Source organism: Streptomyces sp. NPDC088252, from assembly GCF_044740965.1.
Classification (GTDB): Bacteria; Actinomycetota; Actinomycetes; order Streptomycetales; family Streptomycetaceae; genus Streptomyces.
The window spans coordinates 1-16,419 of record NZ_JBIURS010000053.1; the positions used below are offsets into that span (position 1 = coordinate 1).

At 69.9% G+C, this 16,419-nt stretch carries 16 protein-coding genes; 13 read left to right on the forward strand and 3 right to left on the reverse strand.

The window, feature by feature from the left end:
- The first annotated feature begins 113 nt into the window (after positions 1-113).
- The 8 genes from ACIOHC_RS43170 to ACIOHC_RS43205 all read left to right on the forward strand — a co-directional run bounded on the left by ACIOHC_RS43170 (position 114) and on the right by ACIOHC_RS43205 (position 6,990).
- Positions 114-758, forward strand: a complete 645-nt coding sequence (locus ACIOHC_RS43170) for an HAD family hydrolase (protein ID WP_401846914.1) — start codon at positions 114-116, stop codon at positions 756-758.
- A gap of 42 nt (positions 759-800) precedes the next feature.
- Positions 801-2,006 carry an MFS transporter gene (locus ACIOHC_RS43175; protein ID WP_401846916.1) on the forward strand — a complete coding sequence of 402 codons (1,206 nt, stop codon included), beginning with the start codon at positions 801-803 and terminating at the stop codon, positions 2,004-2,006.
- The gene (locus ACIOHC_RS43180) at positions 1,975-3,147 is read left to right on the forward strand and encodes an acetoin utilization protein AcuC (RefSeq protein ID WP_351083464.1); all 1,173 of its coding nucleotides are present in this window, start codon (positions 1,975-1,977) and stop codon (positions 3,145-3,147) included. The genes ACIOHC_RS43175 and ACIOHC_RS43180 overlap by 32 nt, the downstream gene beginning before the upstream one ends.
- 121 nt (positions 3,148-3,268) lie before the next feature.
- Positions 3,269-4,084, forward strand: a complete 816-nt coding sequence (locus ACIOHC_RS43185) for a phosphatase (RefSeq protein ID WP_401846918.1) — start codon at positions 3,269-3,271, stop codon at positions 4,082-4,084.
- Positions 4,085-4,212: 128 nt separating this feature from the next.
- The gene (locus ACIOHC_RS43190) at positions 4,213-4,425 is read left to right on the forward strand and encodes a helix-turn-helix domain-containing protein (protein WP_014046653.1); all 213 of its coding nucleotides are present in this window, start codon (positions 4,213-4,215) and stop codon (positions 4,423-4,425) included.
- A 110-nt stretch (positions 4,426-4,535) separates the two neighbouring features.
- Positions 4,536-4,634, forward strand: coding sequence for a 30S ribosomal protein bS22 (locus ACIOHC_RS43195; RefSeq protein ID WP_003948845.1), 99 nt, complete (start codon positions 4,536-4,538; stop codon positions 4,632-4,634).
- 181 nt (positions 4,635-4,815) lie between these two features.
- Positions 4,816-5,907, forward strand: coding sequence for an NAD-dependent epimerase/dehydratase family protein (locus tag ACIOHC_RS43200; RefSeq protein WP_401846920.1), 1,092 nt, complete (start codon positions 4,816-4,818; stop codon positions 5,905-5,907).
- Between the two features lie 15 nt (positions 5,908-5,922).
- Positions 5,923-6,990: a lysophospholipid acyltransferase family protein gene (locus ACIOHC_RS43205; RefSeq protein ID WP_365691192.1), complete on the forward strand. Its 1,068-nt coding sequence runs from the start codon at positions 5,923-5,925 to the stop codon at positions 6,988-6,990.
- A 145-nt stretch (positions 6,991-7,135) separates the two neighbouring features.
- Here ACIOHC_RS43205 and ACIOHC_RS43210 read toward each other — a convergent pair whose 3' ends face one another.
- The 3 genes from ACIOHC_RS43210 to ACIOHC_RS43220 all read right to left on the reverse strand — a co-directional run bounded on the left by ACIOHC_RS43210 (position 7,136) and on the right by ACIOHC_RS43220 (position 10,656).
- Positions 7,136-8,326 carry a DUF5667 domain-containing protein gene (locus ACIOHC_RS43210; RefSeq protein WP_401846923.1) on the reverse strand — a complete coding sequence of 397 codons (1,191 nt, stop codon included), beginning with the start codon at positions 8,324-8,326 and terminating at the stop codon, positions 7,136-7,138.
- Between the two features lie 225 nt (positions 8,327-8,551).
- Entirely contained in the window at positions 8,552-9,328 is a 777-nt protein-coding gene (locus ACIOHC_RS43215; RefSeq protein WP_351083474.1) for an ECF subfamily RNA polymerase sigma factor, BldN family, read from the reverse strand.
- Positions 9,329-9,690: 362 nt separating this feature from the next.
- Positions 9,691-10,656: an HAD family hydrolase gene (locus tag ACIOHC_RS43220; RefSeq protein ID WP_401846926.1), complete on the reverse strand. Its 966-nt coding sequence runs from the start codon at positions 10,654-10,656 to the stop codon at positions 9,691-9,693.
- 169 nt (positions 10,657-10,825) lie between these two features.
- Here ACIOHC_RS43220 and ACIOHC_RS43225 point away from each other — a divergent pair, with 169 nt between their 5' ends.
- From ACIOHC_RS43225 to ACIOHC_RS43245, 5 genes are all read left to right on the forward strand, one after another.
- Positions 10,826-11,101 (forward strand): glutaredoxin family protein, encoded by a 276-nt coding sequence (locus ACIOHC_RS43225; RefSeq protein WP_351083479.1) that lies wholly within the window; start codon positions 10,826-10,828, stop codon positions 11,099-11,101.
- A gap of 271 nt (positions 11,102-11,372) precedes the next feature.
- Positions 11,373-12,140 carry a redox-sensing transcriptional repressor Rex gene (locus tag ACIOHC_RS43230; protein WP_351083482.1) on the forward strand — a complete coding sequence of 256 codons (768 nt, stop codon included), beginning with the start codon at positions 11,373-11,375 and terminating at the stop codon, positions 12,138-12,140.
- Positions 12,137-13,630 (forward strand): glutamyl-tRNA reductase, encoded by a 1,494-nt coding sequence (locus ACIOHC_RS43235; protein WP_401846930.1) that lies wholly within the window; start codon positions 12,137-12,139, stop codon positions 13,628-13,630. The genes ACIOHC_RS43230 and ACIOHC_RS43235 overlap by 4 nt, the downstream gene beginning before the upstream one ends.
- Positions 13,627-14,613 (forward strand): hydroxymethylbilane synthase, encoded by a 987-nt coding sequence (gene hemC / locus ACIOHC_RS43240; protein WP_351083486.1) that lies wholly within the window; start codon positions 13,627-13,629, stop codon positions 14,611-14,613. The genes ACIOHC_RS43235 and hemC overlap by 4 nt, the downstream gene beginning before the upstream one ends.
- Positions 14,610-16,280, forward strand: coding sequence for a bifunctional uroporphyrinogen-III C-methyltransferase/uroporphyrinogen-III synthase (locus ACIOHC_RS43245; protein WP_351083488.1), 1,671 nt, complete (start codon positions 14,610-14,612; stop codon positions 16,278-16,280). Before hemC ends, ACIOHC_RS43245 begins: the two co-directional genes overlap by 4 nt.
- The last annotated feature ends 139 nt before the right edge of the window (positions 16,281-16,419 follow it).

Below are 16,419 nucleotides of genomic sequence, written 5' to 3' on the forward strand. Positions count from 1 at the left end.
ACTGCAGGGGGGACCCTGTGGGAGAGTAGGACGCCGCCGAACTCCTTTTACGGGAAGCCCCGTGTCCTTGTGGCACGGGGCTTTTCCGCGTTCACAGCGTCTAGGCTCGAACCATGCGCTACGAACTGGTCATCTTCGACAACGACGGTGTGCTCGTGGACAGCGAGCCGATCTCCAACACCATCCTGTCCGAGTACCTCACGGAGCTCGGTCACCCGACCTCGTACCAGGAATGCCTTCGCGACTACATGGGGTCCGCCGTGCACCGGGTGCACGACCTCGTCGAGGAGAGGACCGGGGAGAAGCTGCCCGCGGACTTCGACGAGACGCTTCACTCGCGGATCTACGCGGCGTTCCAGCAGGAGCTGGAGCCGGTGGAGGGCGTCGACGACGTGCTGGGAAAGCTTGTCGCCGACGGGGTTGCCTACTGTGTCGCGTCCTCCGGCAACCACGAGCGGATCAGGATCGGGCATCGTAAGACCGGACTCGACCAGTGGTTCGAGGACGAGTGGATCTTCAGCGCGGAGGATGTCGGGCACGGGAAGCCGGCGCCCGATCTTTTTCTGTATGCCGCCGAACGGATGGGTGTTCCCCCCGAGCGGTGCGTCGTCATCGAGGACAGTCCACTCGGAGTGGAGGCGGCTCGGGCCGCGGGGATGGATGTGTACGGGTTTACGTCGATGATGCCGGCGGACCGGCTCGCCGGGGTGACCGGGCACTTCTCCGACATGAGTCAACTGCGGGAAATGCTCGCCTGATCCATCTACCCATGGGTAGAAACTGGCCTTACGCTCGCGGCCATGACAGATGCTCGTTTGCGCCACGGCAGGGCCTCCCTCGCGTTGAGCTTCTTCGTACAGGGAGTCACCTTCGCTCTGCTCGTGACACGGATCCCCGCCATCCAGGACCGGTACGGGATATCCGACGGGCTGTTGCCGGTGTTCCTGGCCGCGGTGCCGATCCTGGCCGGCGTCGGCAGCGTGGTCACCGAGAAGGTGGTCGCGCGGGTTCGGCCCGGGATCGTACTGAGGTGGGCGCAGCCCGTTGTGCTGCTCGCGCTGCTCGGTGTCGGGGCCGGGAACACGTTGTGGGAGGCGGCGCTGGCGCTCGGGGTGTTCGGGCTTGCCGTCGGGTCGCTCGACGCCTCCATGAACATGATGGGGGTCAGTCTCCAGCGGGCGTACGGGCGTTCCATCATGCTCGGGTTCCATGCCGCGTACAGCCTGGGCGGGATTGCCGGGGCGTCCATGGCATGGGCCGGGGCGCACTGGGACCTTTCGCTGTTGGTCTCCTATCTGCCGGCGGTGGTCGTTCTGCTGCCCTTCGCGTTCATCGGGAGCCGGTGGTACGTCGAGGGCGTGTCGGCGGAGGCGGGTACGGCGGAGACACAGGGGAAGGGGGCCGCGTCGGTCTCCTTCAAGTTGTTGATGCCGCTCTGTCTGGTGATGAGCTTCGCGTACATCGGGGACTCGACGGTCTCCAACTGGAGTGCCAAGTATCTGCAGGATGTGCTGGGGAGCTCGGAGCAGCTGTCGACGGTTCCGTACAACGTCTACATGGTGACCACGCTGCTGGGGCGGGCCGTGGGGGACTTCGGGGTGCGGCGGTTCGGGGCTGTGGCCGTGGTGCGGTCCGGGAGTGTGCTGGCCGCTGTCGGGTTCGCCGTGGTGGCGGTGGCCGGTGGGGCGTGGGTCGGGATGCTCGGGTTCACCCTGCTGGGTCTCGGGCTGTGTGTGATCGTGCCGCAGACGTTCGCTGCCGCCGGGCGGATGTTCCCGGGGGCGAGTGATACGGCCATCGCGCGGCTGAACGTCTTCAACTACGTGGGATTCCTGGTGGGATCGCCGTTGGTGGGGGCGCTCGGGGACGCCTGGAGCTACCGGGGGGCGATGCTCGTGCCGATGGTTCTGGTGCTCGCGACGCTCGTGTACGCCAAGTCGTTCGGCGCGGAGCCTGCCCGATACGGTGGCGGGCATGAGCGGCCGCGCACAGTTGATGTGGGATGACGCAGTAACGGGTTACGACTTCGGGGAAAGTCATCCGATGGACCCCGTCAGACTTGCTCTGACCATGGGGCTGGTGCGGGCCTTCGGGCTCGACGGTGCGGTGGATGTGGTGGCGGCGAGGCCCGCCGGGGACTCCACGTTGCGGCTGGTGCACCGTGAGGACTACGTGGCCGCCGTGCGGGCCGCCTCCGAGGATCCCCGGCACGCCGATCAGAAGTACGGGCTCGGGACGGTGGACGATCCCGCGTTCGCGGGGATGCACGAGGTGTCGGCGCTGATCGCCGGGCAGTCGGTGGCCGCGGCGGAGGCGGTGTGGCGTGGGGACACCGCGCACGCCGTGAACTTCACGGGCGGGCTGCATCACGCCATGCCGGGTGGTGCGGCGGGGTTCTGCATCTACAACGATCCGGCGCTCGCCATCGCGCGGATGCTGGAGCTGGGTGCCGAGCGGGTCGCGTACATCGATGTGGATGTGCATCACGGTGACGGGGTGCAGGCGGCGTTCTGGGAGGATCCGCGGGTTCTGACGGTGTCGCTGCACGAGCACCCGCGGACGCTCTTCCCGCAGACGGGCTGGCCGGAGGAGACCGGCGCCGGGGCCGGTGAGGGCAGTGCGGTGAATGTGGCGCTGCCGGCCGGTACGGGGGACGCGGGCTGGCTGCGGGCGTTCCACGCGGTGGTGCCGGAGCTGCTGGCGGACTTCCGGCCGCAGGTGCTGGTGAGTCAGCACGGGGCCGATACACACTTCGAGGACCCGCTCGCCCACCTGGCGGTGTCGCTGGACGCGCAGCGGGCGGTGATGGCGGCCTGTCACGATCTCGCCCATGAGTACGTGGAGGGCGGGCGCTGGGTGGCGCTCGGCGGGGGCGGCTATGCGGTGGTCGATGTGGTGCCGCGGTCCTGGACGCATCTGGTGGGGATCGCAGCGCACGCGCCGGTGGATCCCGAGTCGGTGATTCCGTCCCCGTGGCGTGACGAGGTCTTTGCCCGGACCAGGCAGCTGGGGCCGGCCCGGATGACCGACGGACGTACTCCCGCCTGGAAGTCGTGGGAGCAGGGGTACGACCCCGCGGACCGGCTGGACCAGGCGGTGTTGGCGACCAGGCGGGCGGCCTTCCCGTTGCGGGGGCTGCTGGCCTGAACCGGGCGGGGACGGTCGCGGTGCGGCCGTTTCGGGTGCTGGTGAGGAACGGTTACGCCAACTGTGGGGCATGACCGGGCTTCTGGCCCCCCGTCCGGGTGATTGGGGGAGCATCGATGGGGTGTTGAGCACCGGAGCGCTGCGTGCGCATCTGCTGGCGGCCCGGCTGGCCGGGCCCGTGGCCACATCGAGGGAGGCGAGCCTGCGGAGCTATCGGCTCTTCGCGGCCCGCGACCCGAGAGTGACGCTCGGCCTCTCCCCCGAACGGGGCTGGGAGGAGCAGGACCTCCTTCGCCTCATGGCCGACAAGTGCGGGGTTTCCGGCGATCCTGCTCATGTTTCCGGTCCTGATGTGATCGACCCGGAGCGCACCCTGGCAGGTCTGGAGGCTTTCGCCGAGCGGCTGTCGCATGCCGCGGTGCGTCGGGCGCCGGTGCTGTTCGGGACCGGTCATCCGCATCGGCTGCTCGGTTTCTACGCAGAGTTGGCAGACGCCTTGTCGGCGGCCGGGTGCCCTGTACTCACTCCCGCGCAGGGGCGATGTATCGACATAACGACCCGGTTCGGCGTACGCATGTACCGCCTCGGCTACGTACGAGGTGTCGCGATGGTGCGCGAACCCGGCGTGCGGGGTGCCGGTGGTGACACCGGCGCACACACGCATTCACCGTTGCCGGTCCGGGTCGTTCTGGGGGCGGTGGCGGAGGGGGGCGGGAGGCTGCCGGAACTGGTCGTGGGGGACCACGGATGGGTCTGCGGGGCTGGTCAGCTGGGCATCGAGGCGATCGGGCTGGCGGATACGGATGATCCCGCGCTGTTCGTCGGGGAGGCCGAGGGGTGGGTGGCGGTCGCCGTTCCGCTCGACGACGCCGTGCGGTCCGCCTACTACCGGCCGCTCACGCGCTATGTACTCAATCGGGCGTGTCTGTCACAGTAGGCGGCCGATCGCCTCTCCTCTTCCCCACTCGCATCACCCGCCCCTAATCTGGGGAGTGAGCGCACAACGACGAAGAGTCACCGGAGGGGAAGCCGGTGGGCGTCTCGTGCGGAAGGTACAGGTGGGTCATGGCTGCTGGCAGCGAGAGGCCTCTCAACGAGGTCAAGTTTCTGACCGTGGCGGAAGTCGCCTCGGTCATGAGAGTGTCGAAGATGACCGTGTACCGCTTGGTGCACAGCGGTCATCTGCCGGCGATCCGGGTGGGCAGGTCCTTCCGGGTTCCGGAGCAAGCGGTTCACGAGTATCTCCGCGAGTCCTTTGTGGGGGTGGAGTCCGCCTGAGGTTCACCTCGGATTACGCCCCTCACGCGGTGGCGGGTAGGCTAGGCCGACGTAGGTCGTGTGGGCCCAGACGCCCCGCACCAGTGAAGAAGAAGTGAGCGAGGGTAGTCGTGGGCTCTGTTATCAAGAAGCGGCGTAAGCGGATGGCCAAGAAGAAGCACCGCAAGCTGCTCAAGCGCACGCGCGTTCAGCGTCGCAACAAGAAGTAAGCGAACGCGGTTCGTGAATCCGCAGCCCTCCCGCCGATACGGCGGGAGGGCTGCGGTGCGTTGTGCGGTACCCGCATTCGGGCCAAAGACTCGGCAGAAGGCCGCCGTGCGGTCATCACAGGGCAACATCCACCCGCTACGGTGACGGCCAGGGGAAACCTTTCGACGGGAGGCGCTGATCTTGGGGAAGGTCGTGCTGGTCACCGGAGCCGCCCGGCAGCTGGGCGGCCGCTTCGTGCAGCGCGTCCAGCGTGATCCGGAGGTGGACCGGGTGGTCGCCGTCGACGCGGTCACGCCCGGACACCCGTTGGGCGACGCCGACTTCGTCCGTGCGGACATCCGCCAGCCCGCGATCGCCAGAGTCCTCGCCGAGCACTCCGTGGACACGGTCGTCCACCTGGACGTCTCCGCCAAGTCGGTCGGCACGGGCGGTCGGACGATGGTCAAGGAGACCAACGTCATCGGCACCATGCAGTTGCTCGGGGCCTGTCAGAAGGCGCCGAGGGTGCGGCGGCTGGTGGTCAAGTCCAGTACGAACGTCTACGGCTCCGCGCCCCGCGACCCGGCGGTCTTCACCGAGACCACCCCGCCCAAGTCCCTGCCGAGCGGGGGTTTCGCCAAGGACGTGGTGGAGGTCGAGGGGTACGTGCGCGGCTTCGCGCGCCGCCGGCCGGACGTGGCCGTGTGCGTGCTCAGGTTCGCGAACATCCTGGGGCCGGAAGCGGATTCGCCGTTGGCGGACTATCTTTCGCTGCCTGTGCTGCCGACGGTGTTCGGGTACGACCCGAGGCTCCAGTTCGTGCATGAGGACGATGTCGTCGACGTACTGGAAATCGCCTCGCGAGAGCCGAGGCGCGGGACGCTGAACAGCGGCACCTTCAATATCGCCGGGGACGGCGTGCTGCTGCTCTCGCAGTGCTCGCGGCGGCTGGGGCGGCCGACGATGCCGTTGCTGCTGCCCGCCGTCACCTGGGTCGGCCAGGCGCTGCGCAGGGTCGGCATGACGGACTTCTCGCCGGAGCAGATCCGGCTGCTCACCCACGGCCGGGTGGTCTCCACCGTCCAGATGCGCGAGACCCTGGGTTTCCACCCGCGGTTCAGTACCGCGGGGACGTTCGCGGCGTTCGCCCGCAGTCAGGGGCCCGGACTGCTGCCGCCGGAGGCGATGGGCAGGGCGGTGGACAGGCTGGCCGCCGTGCCGTTCGCCGGGGCCGGCGATGTTCCGGGGTTCACCGGGGCGGGCGGCACACGCCCGACCCCCAGCGCCAGGTAGAGGAGCGCACCGACGATGGCGGATGCCAAGGTCATTCCGTTCGACGACGACCGTTCGCGATCGGGCGGCTCATCGCGCTCCGCGCGACGCCGGACCGCGGGGAGCGGCAGCCGGGGCCAGGGGCCCGTGGCGGCCTCCGTGGTCGGGACAGCGGCCGTCGGCGCCCTTCCGGGGCAGCAGGACGCCGCGTTGCCGCCGGAGGAGCCCCAGCGGACAGGTCCGCACTCGGAGGGGGCCGGGCGTGGTGACTGGGAGCGGCGGATCGCCGGCGGGCTCGCGTTCCTGCGGCGGAGGGTCACCGGTGAGTACGACGTCGATGAGTTCGGGTACGACAAGGAGCTGACCGATCAGGTCCTGATGTCGGCGCTGCGGCCGCTGTACGAGAAGTACTTCCGGGTCGAGGTGAAGGGCATCGAGAACATCCCGTCCGACGGCGGGGCGCTCATCGTGTCCAACCACTCGGGGACGCTGCCGCTCGACGGGCTGATGCTCCAGGTCGCCGTGCACGACAACCATCCGGCGGGCCGTCATCTGCGGCTGCTCGCCGCCGACCTCGTCTTCGTGCTGCCGGTGGTCAACGAGCTGGCCCGCAAGGCCGGGCACACGCTGGCCTGCTCGGAGGACGCGGAGCGGCTGCTGCGGCGGGGCGAGGTCGTCGGGGTGATGCCGGAGGGTTTCAAGGGCATCGGCAAGCCGTTCGGTGAGCGGTACAAGTTGCAGCGCTTCGGGCGGGGCGGCTTCGTGTCCACGGCGCTCCGGGCCGGGGTGCCGATCGTTCCGTGCTCGATCGTGGGGGCGGAGGAGATCTACCCGATGATCGGCAACTCGAAGACGCTGGCGCGGTTGCTGGGGTTTCCCTACTTCCCGATCACGCCGACGTTTCCCTGGCTGGGGCCGCTCGGGGCGGTGCCGTTGCCGACGAAGTGGACGATCCAGTTCGGGGAGCCGATCTCCACAAGTGGGTATCCGGTGGAGGCGGCGGAGGATCCGATGCTGATGTTCAATCTGACGGATCAGGTGCGGGAGCAGATTCAGCACACGCTGTACAAGTTGTTGGTGCAGCGGCGGTCGGTGTTCTTCTGACCGAGGGCTGCGTTCTTCTGACCAGGGGCTGCCCGATGGGTGTCTTGTCGCCGATCGGCGGACGGTCTCCGGGGAGCCCGTCCGCCGATGGAAGGTGCGCGAGGTCCTGGCCGACCTGATCCGGCCCGGTCCGAGCGGACAGCCCTTAGTCGTGCAGATCCTCGCTGTTGATGCCCAGACCCGGGAGCAGGCCGGGGAGGAGCGGGGGCAGGGTGACGTCCGGGGCGGGCGGGGGGCTGACCCGGGTGTCGGCGGACGGAGCGGTGCCCTGGGGCGGGGGGCCGAAGAGACCGTCCGTGCCGCCGGCGATCAGGCCGTCGGACGAGGCGCTGCCGGAGCCGGACGGTCGGGGCGAGGCGCTGTCGCCCGTGTGGTCCTGCGAGGCTTGCGGGGACGCGGGCGCGGAGTGGCGCGTATCCGACGATCCCGTGTTCCGCTCCGTGGCGCCCGAGCGGTGGGAACTGCTTCCCTTGCCCGGTGTGGGGGGCAGCAGCGACTGCAGCGGTTCGACCTCTTCGTCTATGGCGTCGAAGACCGAACTGACCTGTTCGCCGACATCGGTCAGCTGTACGGGCAGCCGGTTGCGCAGGCTGCTCCAGCTGTCCCGGTGCGAGCGGGAGAAGGATTCCAGCGTCCGGATCGGGCCGATGGCGCCGTCCCGCTGATAGGCGGCGTGGAGCAGGCGGTGGCCCTCGGCGGCGTCGTGCGTCATGCCGTTGAGCGTGCGCCTGACTTCGCCGAGCTGTTCGTGGTCCAGGTCGCCGGAGCGGGCGCGCTCCATCAGACGGCGGGCTTCGCCGAGGCGGGTCGAGGCCTGGTCGAGATAGACCTCGCCGCGGTCGGCGTCGCCGTTGGCCATGCCGAGATGGATGTCCTCCATGCCGCGCTTGAGCCCGTACAGCGAATCACCCGGCAGGGCGTCGGAACTGGCAGCGGCCACTCCGCCGAAGGCTCCCGCCGCCACACCGACGGTGAGTCCGCCGGCTGCGAGCCCCTTCGTCCAGCGTGAGCGCGGACGCAATTTCCGGAGCGGGGAGGCCCGATGGGCTCCCTTGGTCCGCTGTTCGGGCACCGTAGGGTCCGTGGCCGCGCCGCCCTCGGCGAGCATGGCCTCCATGGCGGCGACGAGCTGGGCTCGTTGCACCACTTTGACTTCGGGATCCATTTCCGGCCGCGGTAGCTCACCGAGGCCGTTCGCCAGGGCCAACAGCGGTCCGTGGTCGGCCGGTTCGGCCGGTTCCTCGGGCTGTACGGCCGCCGCACCGCGGAGCGACTGCTCCTCCAGGGCCTGGGCGAAGGCGCTCGCCCGCCGGTGTGCCGAGACGTTTGCGATCACTGGCGGCACCTCCTCTCGTCATGACGGTCGACTCCCCTGGTGGTCCGGAAGGTTGCACACCTTGAGCGCTTCCACACGAATGAGTGAGTGTCGGCGGACATGGGGTGACGACAGGGGGCCTGCAACCGGCACAACGAGGGGCGCGGCACTTGGGTTACGCACGAAGGATGATCGGACCAGTGCGTGATGGACATGTCGCGGGGAGTGATTCGGCCGAGGGGCGGGTCAGCGGGCATCGTCCGGGAGGAGCCGGGCCAGGGTGCGGACGGCGCGGTACTGCAGGGTCTTGATCGCGCCCTCGTTCTTTCCCATGACCCGGGCGGTCTCGGCGACCGAGAGGCCCTGCAGGAAGCGCAGGGTCACGCACTCCTGCTGCTGGGGGTTGAGGCGTCGCACGGCCTGGAGCAGTGCGGCGTTGGAGAGGGACTCCAGGACGGAGTCCTCCGGGCTGCGCTCGACCTCGTTGGCGTCGAGCATCTCGCCGGTGGTCACCTCCAGCCGGAAGCGGCTGGACTTGAAGTGGTCGGCGACCAGGTTGCGGGCGATGGTGACAAGCCAGGCACCGAAGTCGCGGCCCTGCCAGGTGAAGGTGGAGATGCGGCGCAGGGCGCGGAGGAAGGTCTCGCTGGTGAGGTCCTCCGCCGTGGCCTTGCCGCCCACGCGGTAGTAGATGTAGCGGTAGACGGTGTCGCTGTACTGGTCGTAGAGGCGGCCGAAGGCGTCGGCCTCGCCGGCCTGCGCGCGCTCGACGAGATCCATCATGCGCGCGCTGTCGCTGTCGGCGGTGGGCCGGCGAACGGTGGACGTAGTAGTTGTGCCGCGGTTGCTGCGTCTTCCGACCGCCGCACCGCGTTCGGCCATGGCGTAGCAAGGGCCGACAGGTGCAGGGGTGGCACATGCGGGTACGGCGTACGCGGTGGGGACGAAGCCGCGCAAGCGGTCGGCGACCGTTGCGCGCAGCGTAGCCAGGCCCGAGGCGTCAACCCCGACGTGTGGGTACACGGGACTCCCAGAGGCAGAGCTTCCATCACGTGCAGTGCGGGGCCGTCACTCGTCGTGGTGAGTGGTGGGCTCCGGAATGCGTCTGAGGAGAATAACGCTTCGTACAGGCAGTGCTACACCCAGTTGCTCAAATCATCGATTCCGTCGCTTCTGTAGCGACTAATCGACGCATCAAGTAGCACATCGTGACCGTTTATTGATCGGATTACTTCGCGATCTGCCTGCGTGCGCGACGGATTGTGGTCGGGTGCGGGCAACCCGACTGGCGGGGGCGGTCGCCGGGCAAGGGGTTCCGATCGGCGGCCGTCGTCCGGGCGTGGCTCGGCGGCCCCCGGTGGTGGGCGAACGGGTGTGCGTCAGCGTCAGCGGCGGCGACGGTGCAGGGCGACGGCGGCCGCGGTGCCGCCCGCGATGGCGCCGACACCGGCCGCGGCCGGGATGCCGACCCTGGCGGCCTTGCGGCCCGTCCGGTAGTCCCGCAGCCGCCAGTCGAGCGCGCGGGCGTGCTTGCGGAGCTTGGCGTCCGGGTTGATCGCGTAGGGGTGTCCGACCAGGGACAGCATCGGGATGTCGTTGTGCGAGTCGCTGTAGGCCGCGCAGCGGTCGAGGTCCAGGCCCTCGGCCGCCGCGAGGGCCCGGACCGCCTCGGCCTTCGCGGGCCCGTGCAGTGGCTCGCCGACCAGGTGGCCGGTGTAGACGCCGTCGACGGATTCGGCGACCGTGCCGAGCGCGCCGGTCAGGCCGAGACGGCGGGCGATGATCGTGGCGGTCTCCACCGGGGCGGCGGTGACCAGCCAGACCCGCTGCCCGGCGTCGAGGTGGGCCTGCGCGAGGGCCCGGGTGCCGGGCCAGATCCGGTCGGCCATGTACTCGTCGTAGATCTCCTCGCCGATGGACATCAGCTCGGAGACGCGATGGCCCTTGACGATGGACAGGGCGCTGTCGCGGGCGTCCTGCATGTGTTCCGGATCCTCGACGCCGGCCAGCCTGAACCAGGCCTGCTGCCAGGCGAACCGGGTCAGCTCGCGGCGCTGGAAGAACTTCCGCTTGTACAGACCGCGGCCGAAGTGGAAGATCGCCGCGCCCTGCATGACGGTGTTGTCCAGGTCGAAGAAGGCGGCGGCCCGGTCGTCGCCGACGACGGGGAAGGCGGGTTCCTCGGTTTCCGTGCGGACAGAGGTGTCCTGGTCGGCGACGGAGGATCGGTCGTCGGGGAGTTCGGCGGGGAGGGAGGTCTTCCGTGCTGCCTCAGCTGCGGCCTCGCCTGCCAGCACGCTCCGTGCTGTCGCGGGGCGCCTACGGGGTGTGAGCCATCCAAGTGCGGCCATGTCGTGAGCATAGCCAGTCGGTCCGTCCGTTCCCGACCTGCTGGGATGCCGTGCCGTGAACTCTTGGCTGCCGTTTTGCCGAACGGGCGTGCAGGGGCGTACCGGATCAAGGGGGGAATCGGCCCTCTTCCGGCTCGGGGGCCGGTCCGCCTCGGCGCAGAATGAAGGCATGAGTGCACTGTTGCGACGTAGGACGAAGAAGCCCGCGGACCGGGTGGTGACCCTGGTGGGGAAGCCTGGATGTCACCTCTGTGACGACGCGAGGGCGGTGGTGCGGGAGATCTGCGAGGAGACCGGTGCGTCCTGGGAGGAGAAGGACATCACCCAGGACGAGAAGCTGCACCGGGAGTACTGGGAGCAGATCCCGGTCGTCCTGATTGATAACGAACAGCACACGTTCTGGCGGGTGGACCCGGCGAGGCTGCGCAGCGCACTGCTTTCCTGAGTGAACCCGGCTACCATCATGGGCGTTTTGAGTGGTCTCGGGGGAGTGGTTGTGAGGAGTGTGTACCGCTTTGCCCCCTTCGGGCCTGCAACGGGTTGATGCGATCCTTGGTTCCGGGATCGCACGACGAATGTGCGTGACCCCGGTCACTTTGACCGGACAAAACGGACACTATCTTTGTGCACGTGTTCACAAAGACATAGCCTGCATTCGACGGGGCGGCCTTGTGACGCATGGCCGCCTGCAGCCCCGCTCATCCCGCAGGAGCACCGTGGCAACTGGCCGAACTCACCGACCGGCGACCCGTAGCCGAGGAATTCCCGAGGCCACCGTCGCCCGGCTTCCGCTGTATCTACGCGCACTGACCGCGCTCTCCGAGCGCTCGGTCCCCACGGTCTCGTCCGAGGAGCTCGCCGCGGCGGCGGGAGTCAACTCTGCCAAGCTGCGCAAGGATTTCAGCTACCTGGGGTCCTACGGGACGCGCGGTGTCGGATACGACGTCGAGTATCTCGTCTACCAGATCTCCCGCGAGCTCGGGCTCACCCAGGACTGGCCGGTCGTGATCGTCGGCATCGGTAACCTCGGCGCCGCGCTCGCCAACTACGGAGGCTTCGCCTCCCGCGGTTTCCGCGTGGCCGCGCTGATCGACGCCGACCCCGCGATGGCCGGAACGCCCGTCGCCGGGATCCCCGTGCAGCACGCCGACGATCTGGAGCGGATCGTCAGCGACAACGGCGTGTCGATCGGTGTCATCTCGACCCCGGCCGGTGCCGCGCAGCAGGTCTGCGACCGGCTCGTCGCCGCGGGCGTCACCTCCATCCTGAACTTCGCGCCGACGGTGCTCTCCGTGCCCGACGGCGTGGACGTCCGCAAGGTCGACCTCTCCATCGAGCTTCAGATCCTCGCCTTCCACGAGCAGCGCAAGGCCGGTGACGACGCGGTCGAGAGCACTCCGGATCCGGCCGCACCGCCCGTGCGCGCGGCCACCGGCAATCGGAAGGGACCCGACGGGGACATGCCCGCCGTGATGCCCGCATGAGTCTTCTTGTCGTAGGGCTGAGCCACCGCAGCGCTCCCGTCTCCGTACTGGAGCGGGCCTCGCTGGCTGCCGAGACGCAGGCCAAGCTGCTCCAGGACACCCTCGCCGCCGAGCCCGCGGTCGAGGCCGCCGTGCTGGCCACCTGCAACCGCATCGAGCTGTACGCCGACGTGGACAAGTTCCACGCGGGCGTCGCAGAGCTGTCCACGCTCCTCGCCCAGCACAGCGGCGTCGGGCTCGACGAGCTCACTCCCTATCTCTATGTGCACTACGAGGACCGGGCCGTCCACCACCTCTTCTCGGTGGCCTGCGGACTGGACTCGATGGTCGTCGGCGAGGGCCAGATCCTCGGCCAGATCAAGGACGCGCTGGCGCTGGGGCAGGAGCTCCACACCGCCGGTCGGCTGCTGAACGATCTGTTCCAGCAGGCCCTGCGGGTCGGCAAGCGTGCCCACAGCGAGACCGGGATCGACCGGGCCGGGCAGTCGCTCGTCACCTTCGGCCTCGAACAGCTCGCGGCCGGTGCGGACGTCACCGGCTGGGCCCGGGGCAAGCGTGCTCTGGTGATCGGGGCCGGCTCGATGTCCTCGCTGGCCGCCGCCACCCTGGCCCGTGCCGGCGTCGCCGAGATCGTCGTCGCCAACCGGACCCGGGCCCGCGCCGACCGGCTGGTCGAGATCCTGCACCAGCCCGGCGGTACGGGAGTGGCCGCCCGCGCCGTGGAGATGGCCGCGGTCACCGGCGAACTGACACGTGCCGACGTCGTCGTCTCGTGCACCGGGGCGACGGGTCTCGTGCTGACCGCCGAGACCGTCGCCGGGGCGCTCGGCCTGGCCTTCGACCCCGCGTCCGAGGCGCCCGCCGCGTCCGTCCCCGCGCCGCCCGCCGACCCCGACCGGCATGCCGCCTGGGTGGAGAACGGCGCCGCGGGCACGGTGCGCCAGGCCGTGCGCCGGGCCACGGTCCCCGCCCTGGGTGCCGGTCCCGTCCGCCTCGCCCTGCTCGACCTCGCCATGCCGCGCGACATCGACAGTGCCACGGCCCGTCTCGACGGTGTGCGCCTCGTCGACATCGAGTCGCTCGCCGAGGCGTCGGCGGACGCCCCGATGGCTGCCGATGTGGACCAGGTGCGCACCATCGTCGCCGACGAGGTCGCCGCCTTCGGCGCCGCGCAGCGTGCCGCCCACATCACCCCGACCGTCGTCGCCCTGCGCACGATGGCCGCCGGAGTGGTCGCGGGCGAGATCGCGAGGCTCGACGGACGCCTCCCCGACCTGGACGAGAAGCAGCGCGCCGAGATCTCGCAGACCGTGCGCCGCGTCGTCGACAAGCTCCTGCACGCGCCCACCGTGCGGGTCAAGCAGCTCGCCAGCGAGCCCGGCGGCGCCGGGTACGCCGATGCGCTGCGGGAACTCTTCGACCTCGACCCGCAGACGGTGGCCGCCGTCTCCCGGGCAGACCTGAACGACCCGAATCGAGGGCGGTCATGACCGACAACTCACCCCTGGGCGAGGGGACCACCGAGCCGCTGAGGCTGGGCACCCGGCGCAGCAAGCTCGCCATGGCGCAGTCCGGCCTCGTCGCCGACGCGGTCAGCGAGGTGACCGGGCGGGCCGTCGAGCTTGTGGAGGTCACCACGTACGGCGACATCTCCCGGGAGCACCTCGCGCAGATCGGCGGCACCGGCGTGTTCGTCGCGGCCCTGCGCGAGGCACTGCTGCGCGGCGACGTGGACTTCGCCGTCCACTCGCTCAAGGACCTGCCGACCGCCCAGCCCGAGGGCCTCGTGCTGGCCGCCGTACCGGTGCGCGAGGACCCGCGCGACGTACTGGTGGCCCGGGACGGGCTGACCTTCGAGCAGCTGCCGTCCGGTGCCCGTGTCGGCACCGGCTCGCCGCGCCGCATGGCGCAGCTCAACGCGTACGCCCGTAGCCACGGCCTCGACATCGAGACCGTGCCGATCCGGGGGAACGTCGATACGCGTATCGGATTTGTCCGAAGCGGGGAGCTGGACGCGGTGGTACTCGCCGCGGCCGGTCTCAGCCGCCTCGGCCGGACCGGTGAGGTGACCGATTTCCTGTCGGTCGACACCGTCCTGCCCGCTCCCGGCCAGGGAGCACTGGCGATCGAATGCGCTGCGACCAGCGTCGACCTCGCCGCCGCGCTCGCGGAGCTCGACGACCCGTACACCCGGGCCGCCGTGACCGCCGAGCGTGCCCTGCTCGCCGCCCTGGAGGCCGGTTGCTCCGCACCTGTGGGTGCGCTGGCCGACCTCCTGGTCGACGGACAGGCTGTCAACGAACTGCGCCTGCGCGGTGTCGTCGGTTCCACCGACGGTTCCTCGCTGGTACAGATGTCCACCACCGGTCCCGTCCCCACGTCGCACGACGACGCGGCGGCCCTCGGTCGCGAACTCGCGGCCGAGATGCTCGCCAAGGGTGCGGCCGGTCTTATGGGGGAGCGAGCACTTTGAGCCCCACCGGCCCCGCCGCATCCGACTTTCCGGCCCTGTCCGCCCAAGGGCACGTCACCTTCCTCGGCGCCGGTCCCGGCGACCCGGGACTGCTGACCCTGCGCGCTGTCGAGGCGCTCGCGAGCGCGGACGTCCTTGTCGCCGAGCCGGAGGTTCTCGGCGTTGTTCGCTGCCATGCGCGGGCAGGGGTAAGCACGCCTGAGCTGGCGATTGTTGACGCGCAGTCAACAGCCGCCGGTGTTCCCGTTCTCAGGGATGCGGTCAATCTTGTCATGGAGGCAGCGAAGGGCGGCAGGCGGGTCGTCCGTGCCGTCTCGGGCGACCCCGGGCTGGACGGGAACGCCGGGGCCGAGATGCTCGCCTGCGCCACCGCCGGCATCCCCTTCGAGGTAGTGCCGGGCGTGGCCAACGTCGTGGGTGTGCCCGCGTACGCCGGCGTGCCGCTGCGTGACGCGCAGGGTGCCGACGTCCGGTTCGTCGACGCCCGTACCGCCTCGGACCGCTGCTGGACCGAGGTCGGCGCGAGCGATGCCACGGCCGTCGTCTCGACGACGCTCGACTCGGTGGCCTCGGCCGCCGGTGAGCTGGTCTCGGCCGGCCGCAAGCCGGACACCCCGCTGACGGTGACGGTGGCCGGTACGACCACCCGCCAGCGCACCTGGACGGCGACCCTCGGGACGATCGCCCAGGTTCTGAAGCAGGCGAAGGTCCTTCCGTCGCCGGACGGGCACCAGCCCGTCATAGCCGTGGTCGGTGAGCACAGCTCCGCCGCCCAGCGCGACCAGCTCGCGTGGTTCGAGTCCAAGCCGCTGTTCGGCTGGAAGGTACTCGTCCCGCGCACCAAGGAGCAGGCGGCGTCGCTCTCCGACCAGCTTCGTTCGTACGGTGCCGTGCCGCACGAGGTCCCGACGATCGCCGTCGAGCCGCCGCGTACGCCCCAGCAGATGGAGCGCGCGGTCAAGGGCCTGGTCACGGGCCGTTACGAGTGGATCGCCTTCACCAGCGTCAATGCCGTGAAGGCCGTCCGGGAGAAGTTCGAGGAGTACGGGCTCGATGCCCGTGCCTTCGCCGGGATCAAGGTCGCGGCCGTCGGTGAGCAGACCGCCGCCGCGCTCGTCGACTTCGGTGTGAAGCCGGATCTGGTGCCGTCCGGTGAGCAGTCCGCCGCCGGTCTGCTGGAGGACTGGCCGCCGTACGACCCGGTCTTCGACCCGATCGACCGCGTCTTCCTGCCGCGCGCCGACATCGCCACCGAGACACTGGTGGCCGGGCTCATCGAGCTGGGCTGGGAGGTCGACGACGTCACCGCTTACCGCACGGTCCGCGCCTCGCCGCCGCCCGCCGACACGCGTGAGGCCATCAAGGGCGGCGGTTTCGACGCGGTGCTGTTCACCTCGTCGTCGACCGTGCGGAACCTCGTCGGCATCGCGGGCAAGCCGCACAACGTGACGGTCATCGCGTGCATCGGCCCGGCGACGGCGAAGACCGCCGAGGAGCACGGTCTGCGCGTGGACGTCCTCTCCCCGGAGCCTTCGGTGCACAAGCTGGCCGAGGCCCTCGCCGAGTTCGGTGAGCGGCGCCGGGAGGCGGCGAAGGAGGCCGGTGATCCGGTGACGCGGCCGAGCGAGCGGCGTCCGGGGGCGCGGCGGCGCCGTACGACGACCTGACGGGTCGCAGTGGCTGTGCGGGGCCCGGTCGCTTCCTGGTGGAGCCTTGGGTTCTAACGGTCCTCGCAACACCCGCGATCTGTGGGAGTTGCGAGGACCGTGGGCGTTGAGCGGGTTGATCTTGCGGGGTTGAGGGAGC

Bases quoted from the DNA above. Each gene is read 5' to 3' on its own strand.
- ACIOHC_RS43235 (WP_401846930.1), top strand. From the start codon at position 12,137: ATGAGTCTTCTTGTCGTAGGGCTGAGCCACCGCAGCGCTCCCGTCTCC.
- ACIOHC_RS43180 (WP_351083464.1), top strand. From the start codon at position 1,975: ATGAGCGGCCGCGCACAGTTGATGTGGGATGACGCAGTAACGGGTTAC.
- ACIOHC_RS43225 (WP_351083479.1), top strand. From the start codon at position 10,826: ATGAGTGCACTGTTGCGACGTAGGACGAAGAAGCCCGCGGACCGGGTG.
- ACIOHC_RS43220 (WP_401846926.1), bottom strand. From the start codon at position 10,656: ATGGCCGCACTTGGATGGCTCACACCCCGTAGGCGCCCCGCGACAGCA.
- ACIOHC_RS43190 (WP_014046653.1), top strand. From the start codon at position 4,213: ATGGCTGCTGGCAGCGAGAGGCCTCTCAACGAGGTCAAGTTTCTGACC.
- ACIOHC_RS43205 (WP_365691192.1), top strand. From the start codon at position 5,923: ATGGCGGATGCCAAGGTCATTCCGTTCGACGACGACCGTTCGCGATCG.
- ACIOHC_RS43175 (WP_401846916.1), top strand. From the start codon at position 801: ATGACAGATGCTCGTTTGCGCCACGGCAGGGCCTCCCTCGCGTTGAGC.
- ACIOHC_RS43170 (WP_401846914.1), top strand. From the start codon at position 114: ATGCGCTACGAACTGGTCATCTTCGACAACGACGGTGTGCTCGTGGAC.
- hemC (WP_351083486.1), top strand. From the start codon at position 13,627: ATGACCGACAACTCACCCCTGGGCGAGGGGACCACCGAGCCGCTGAGG.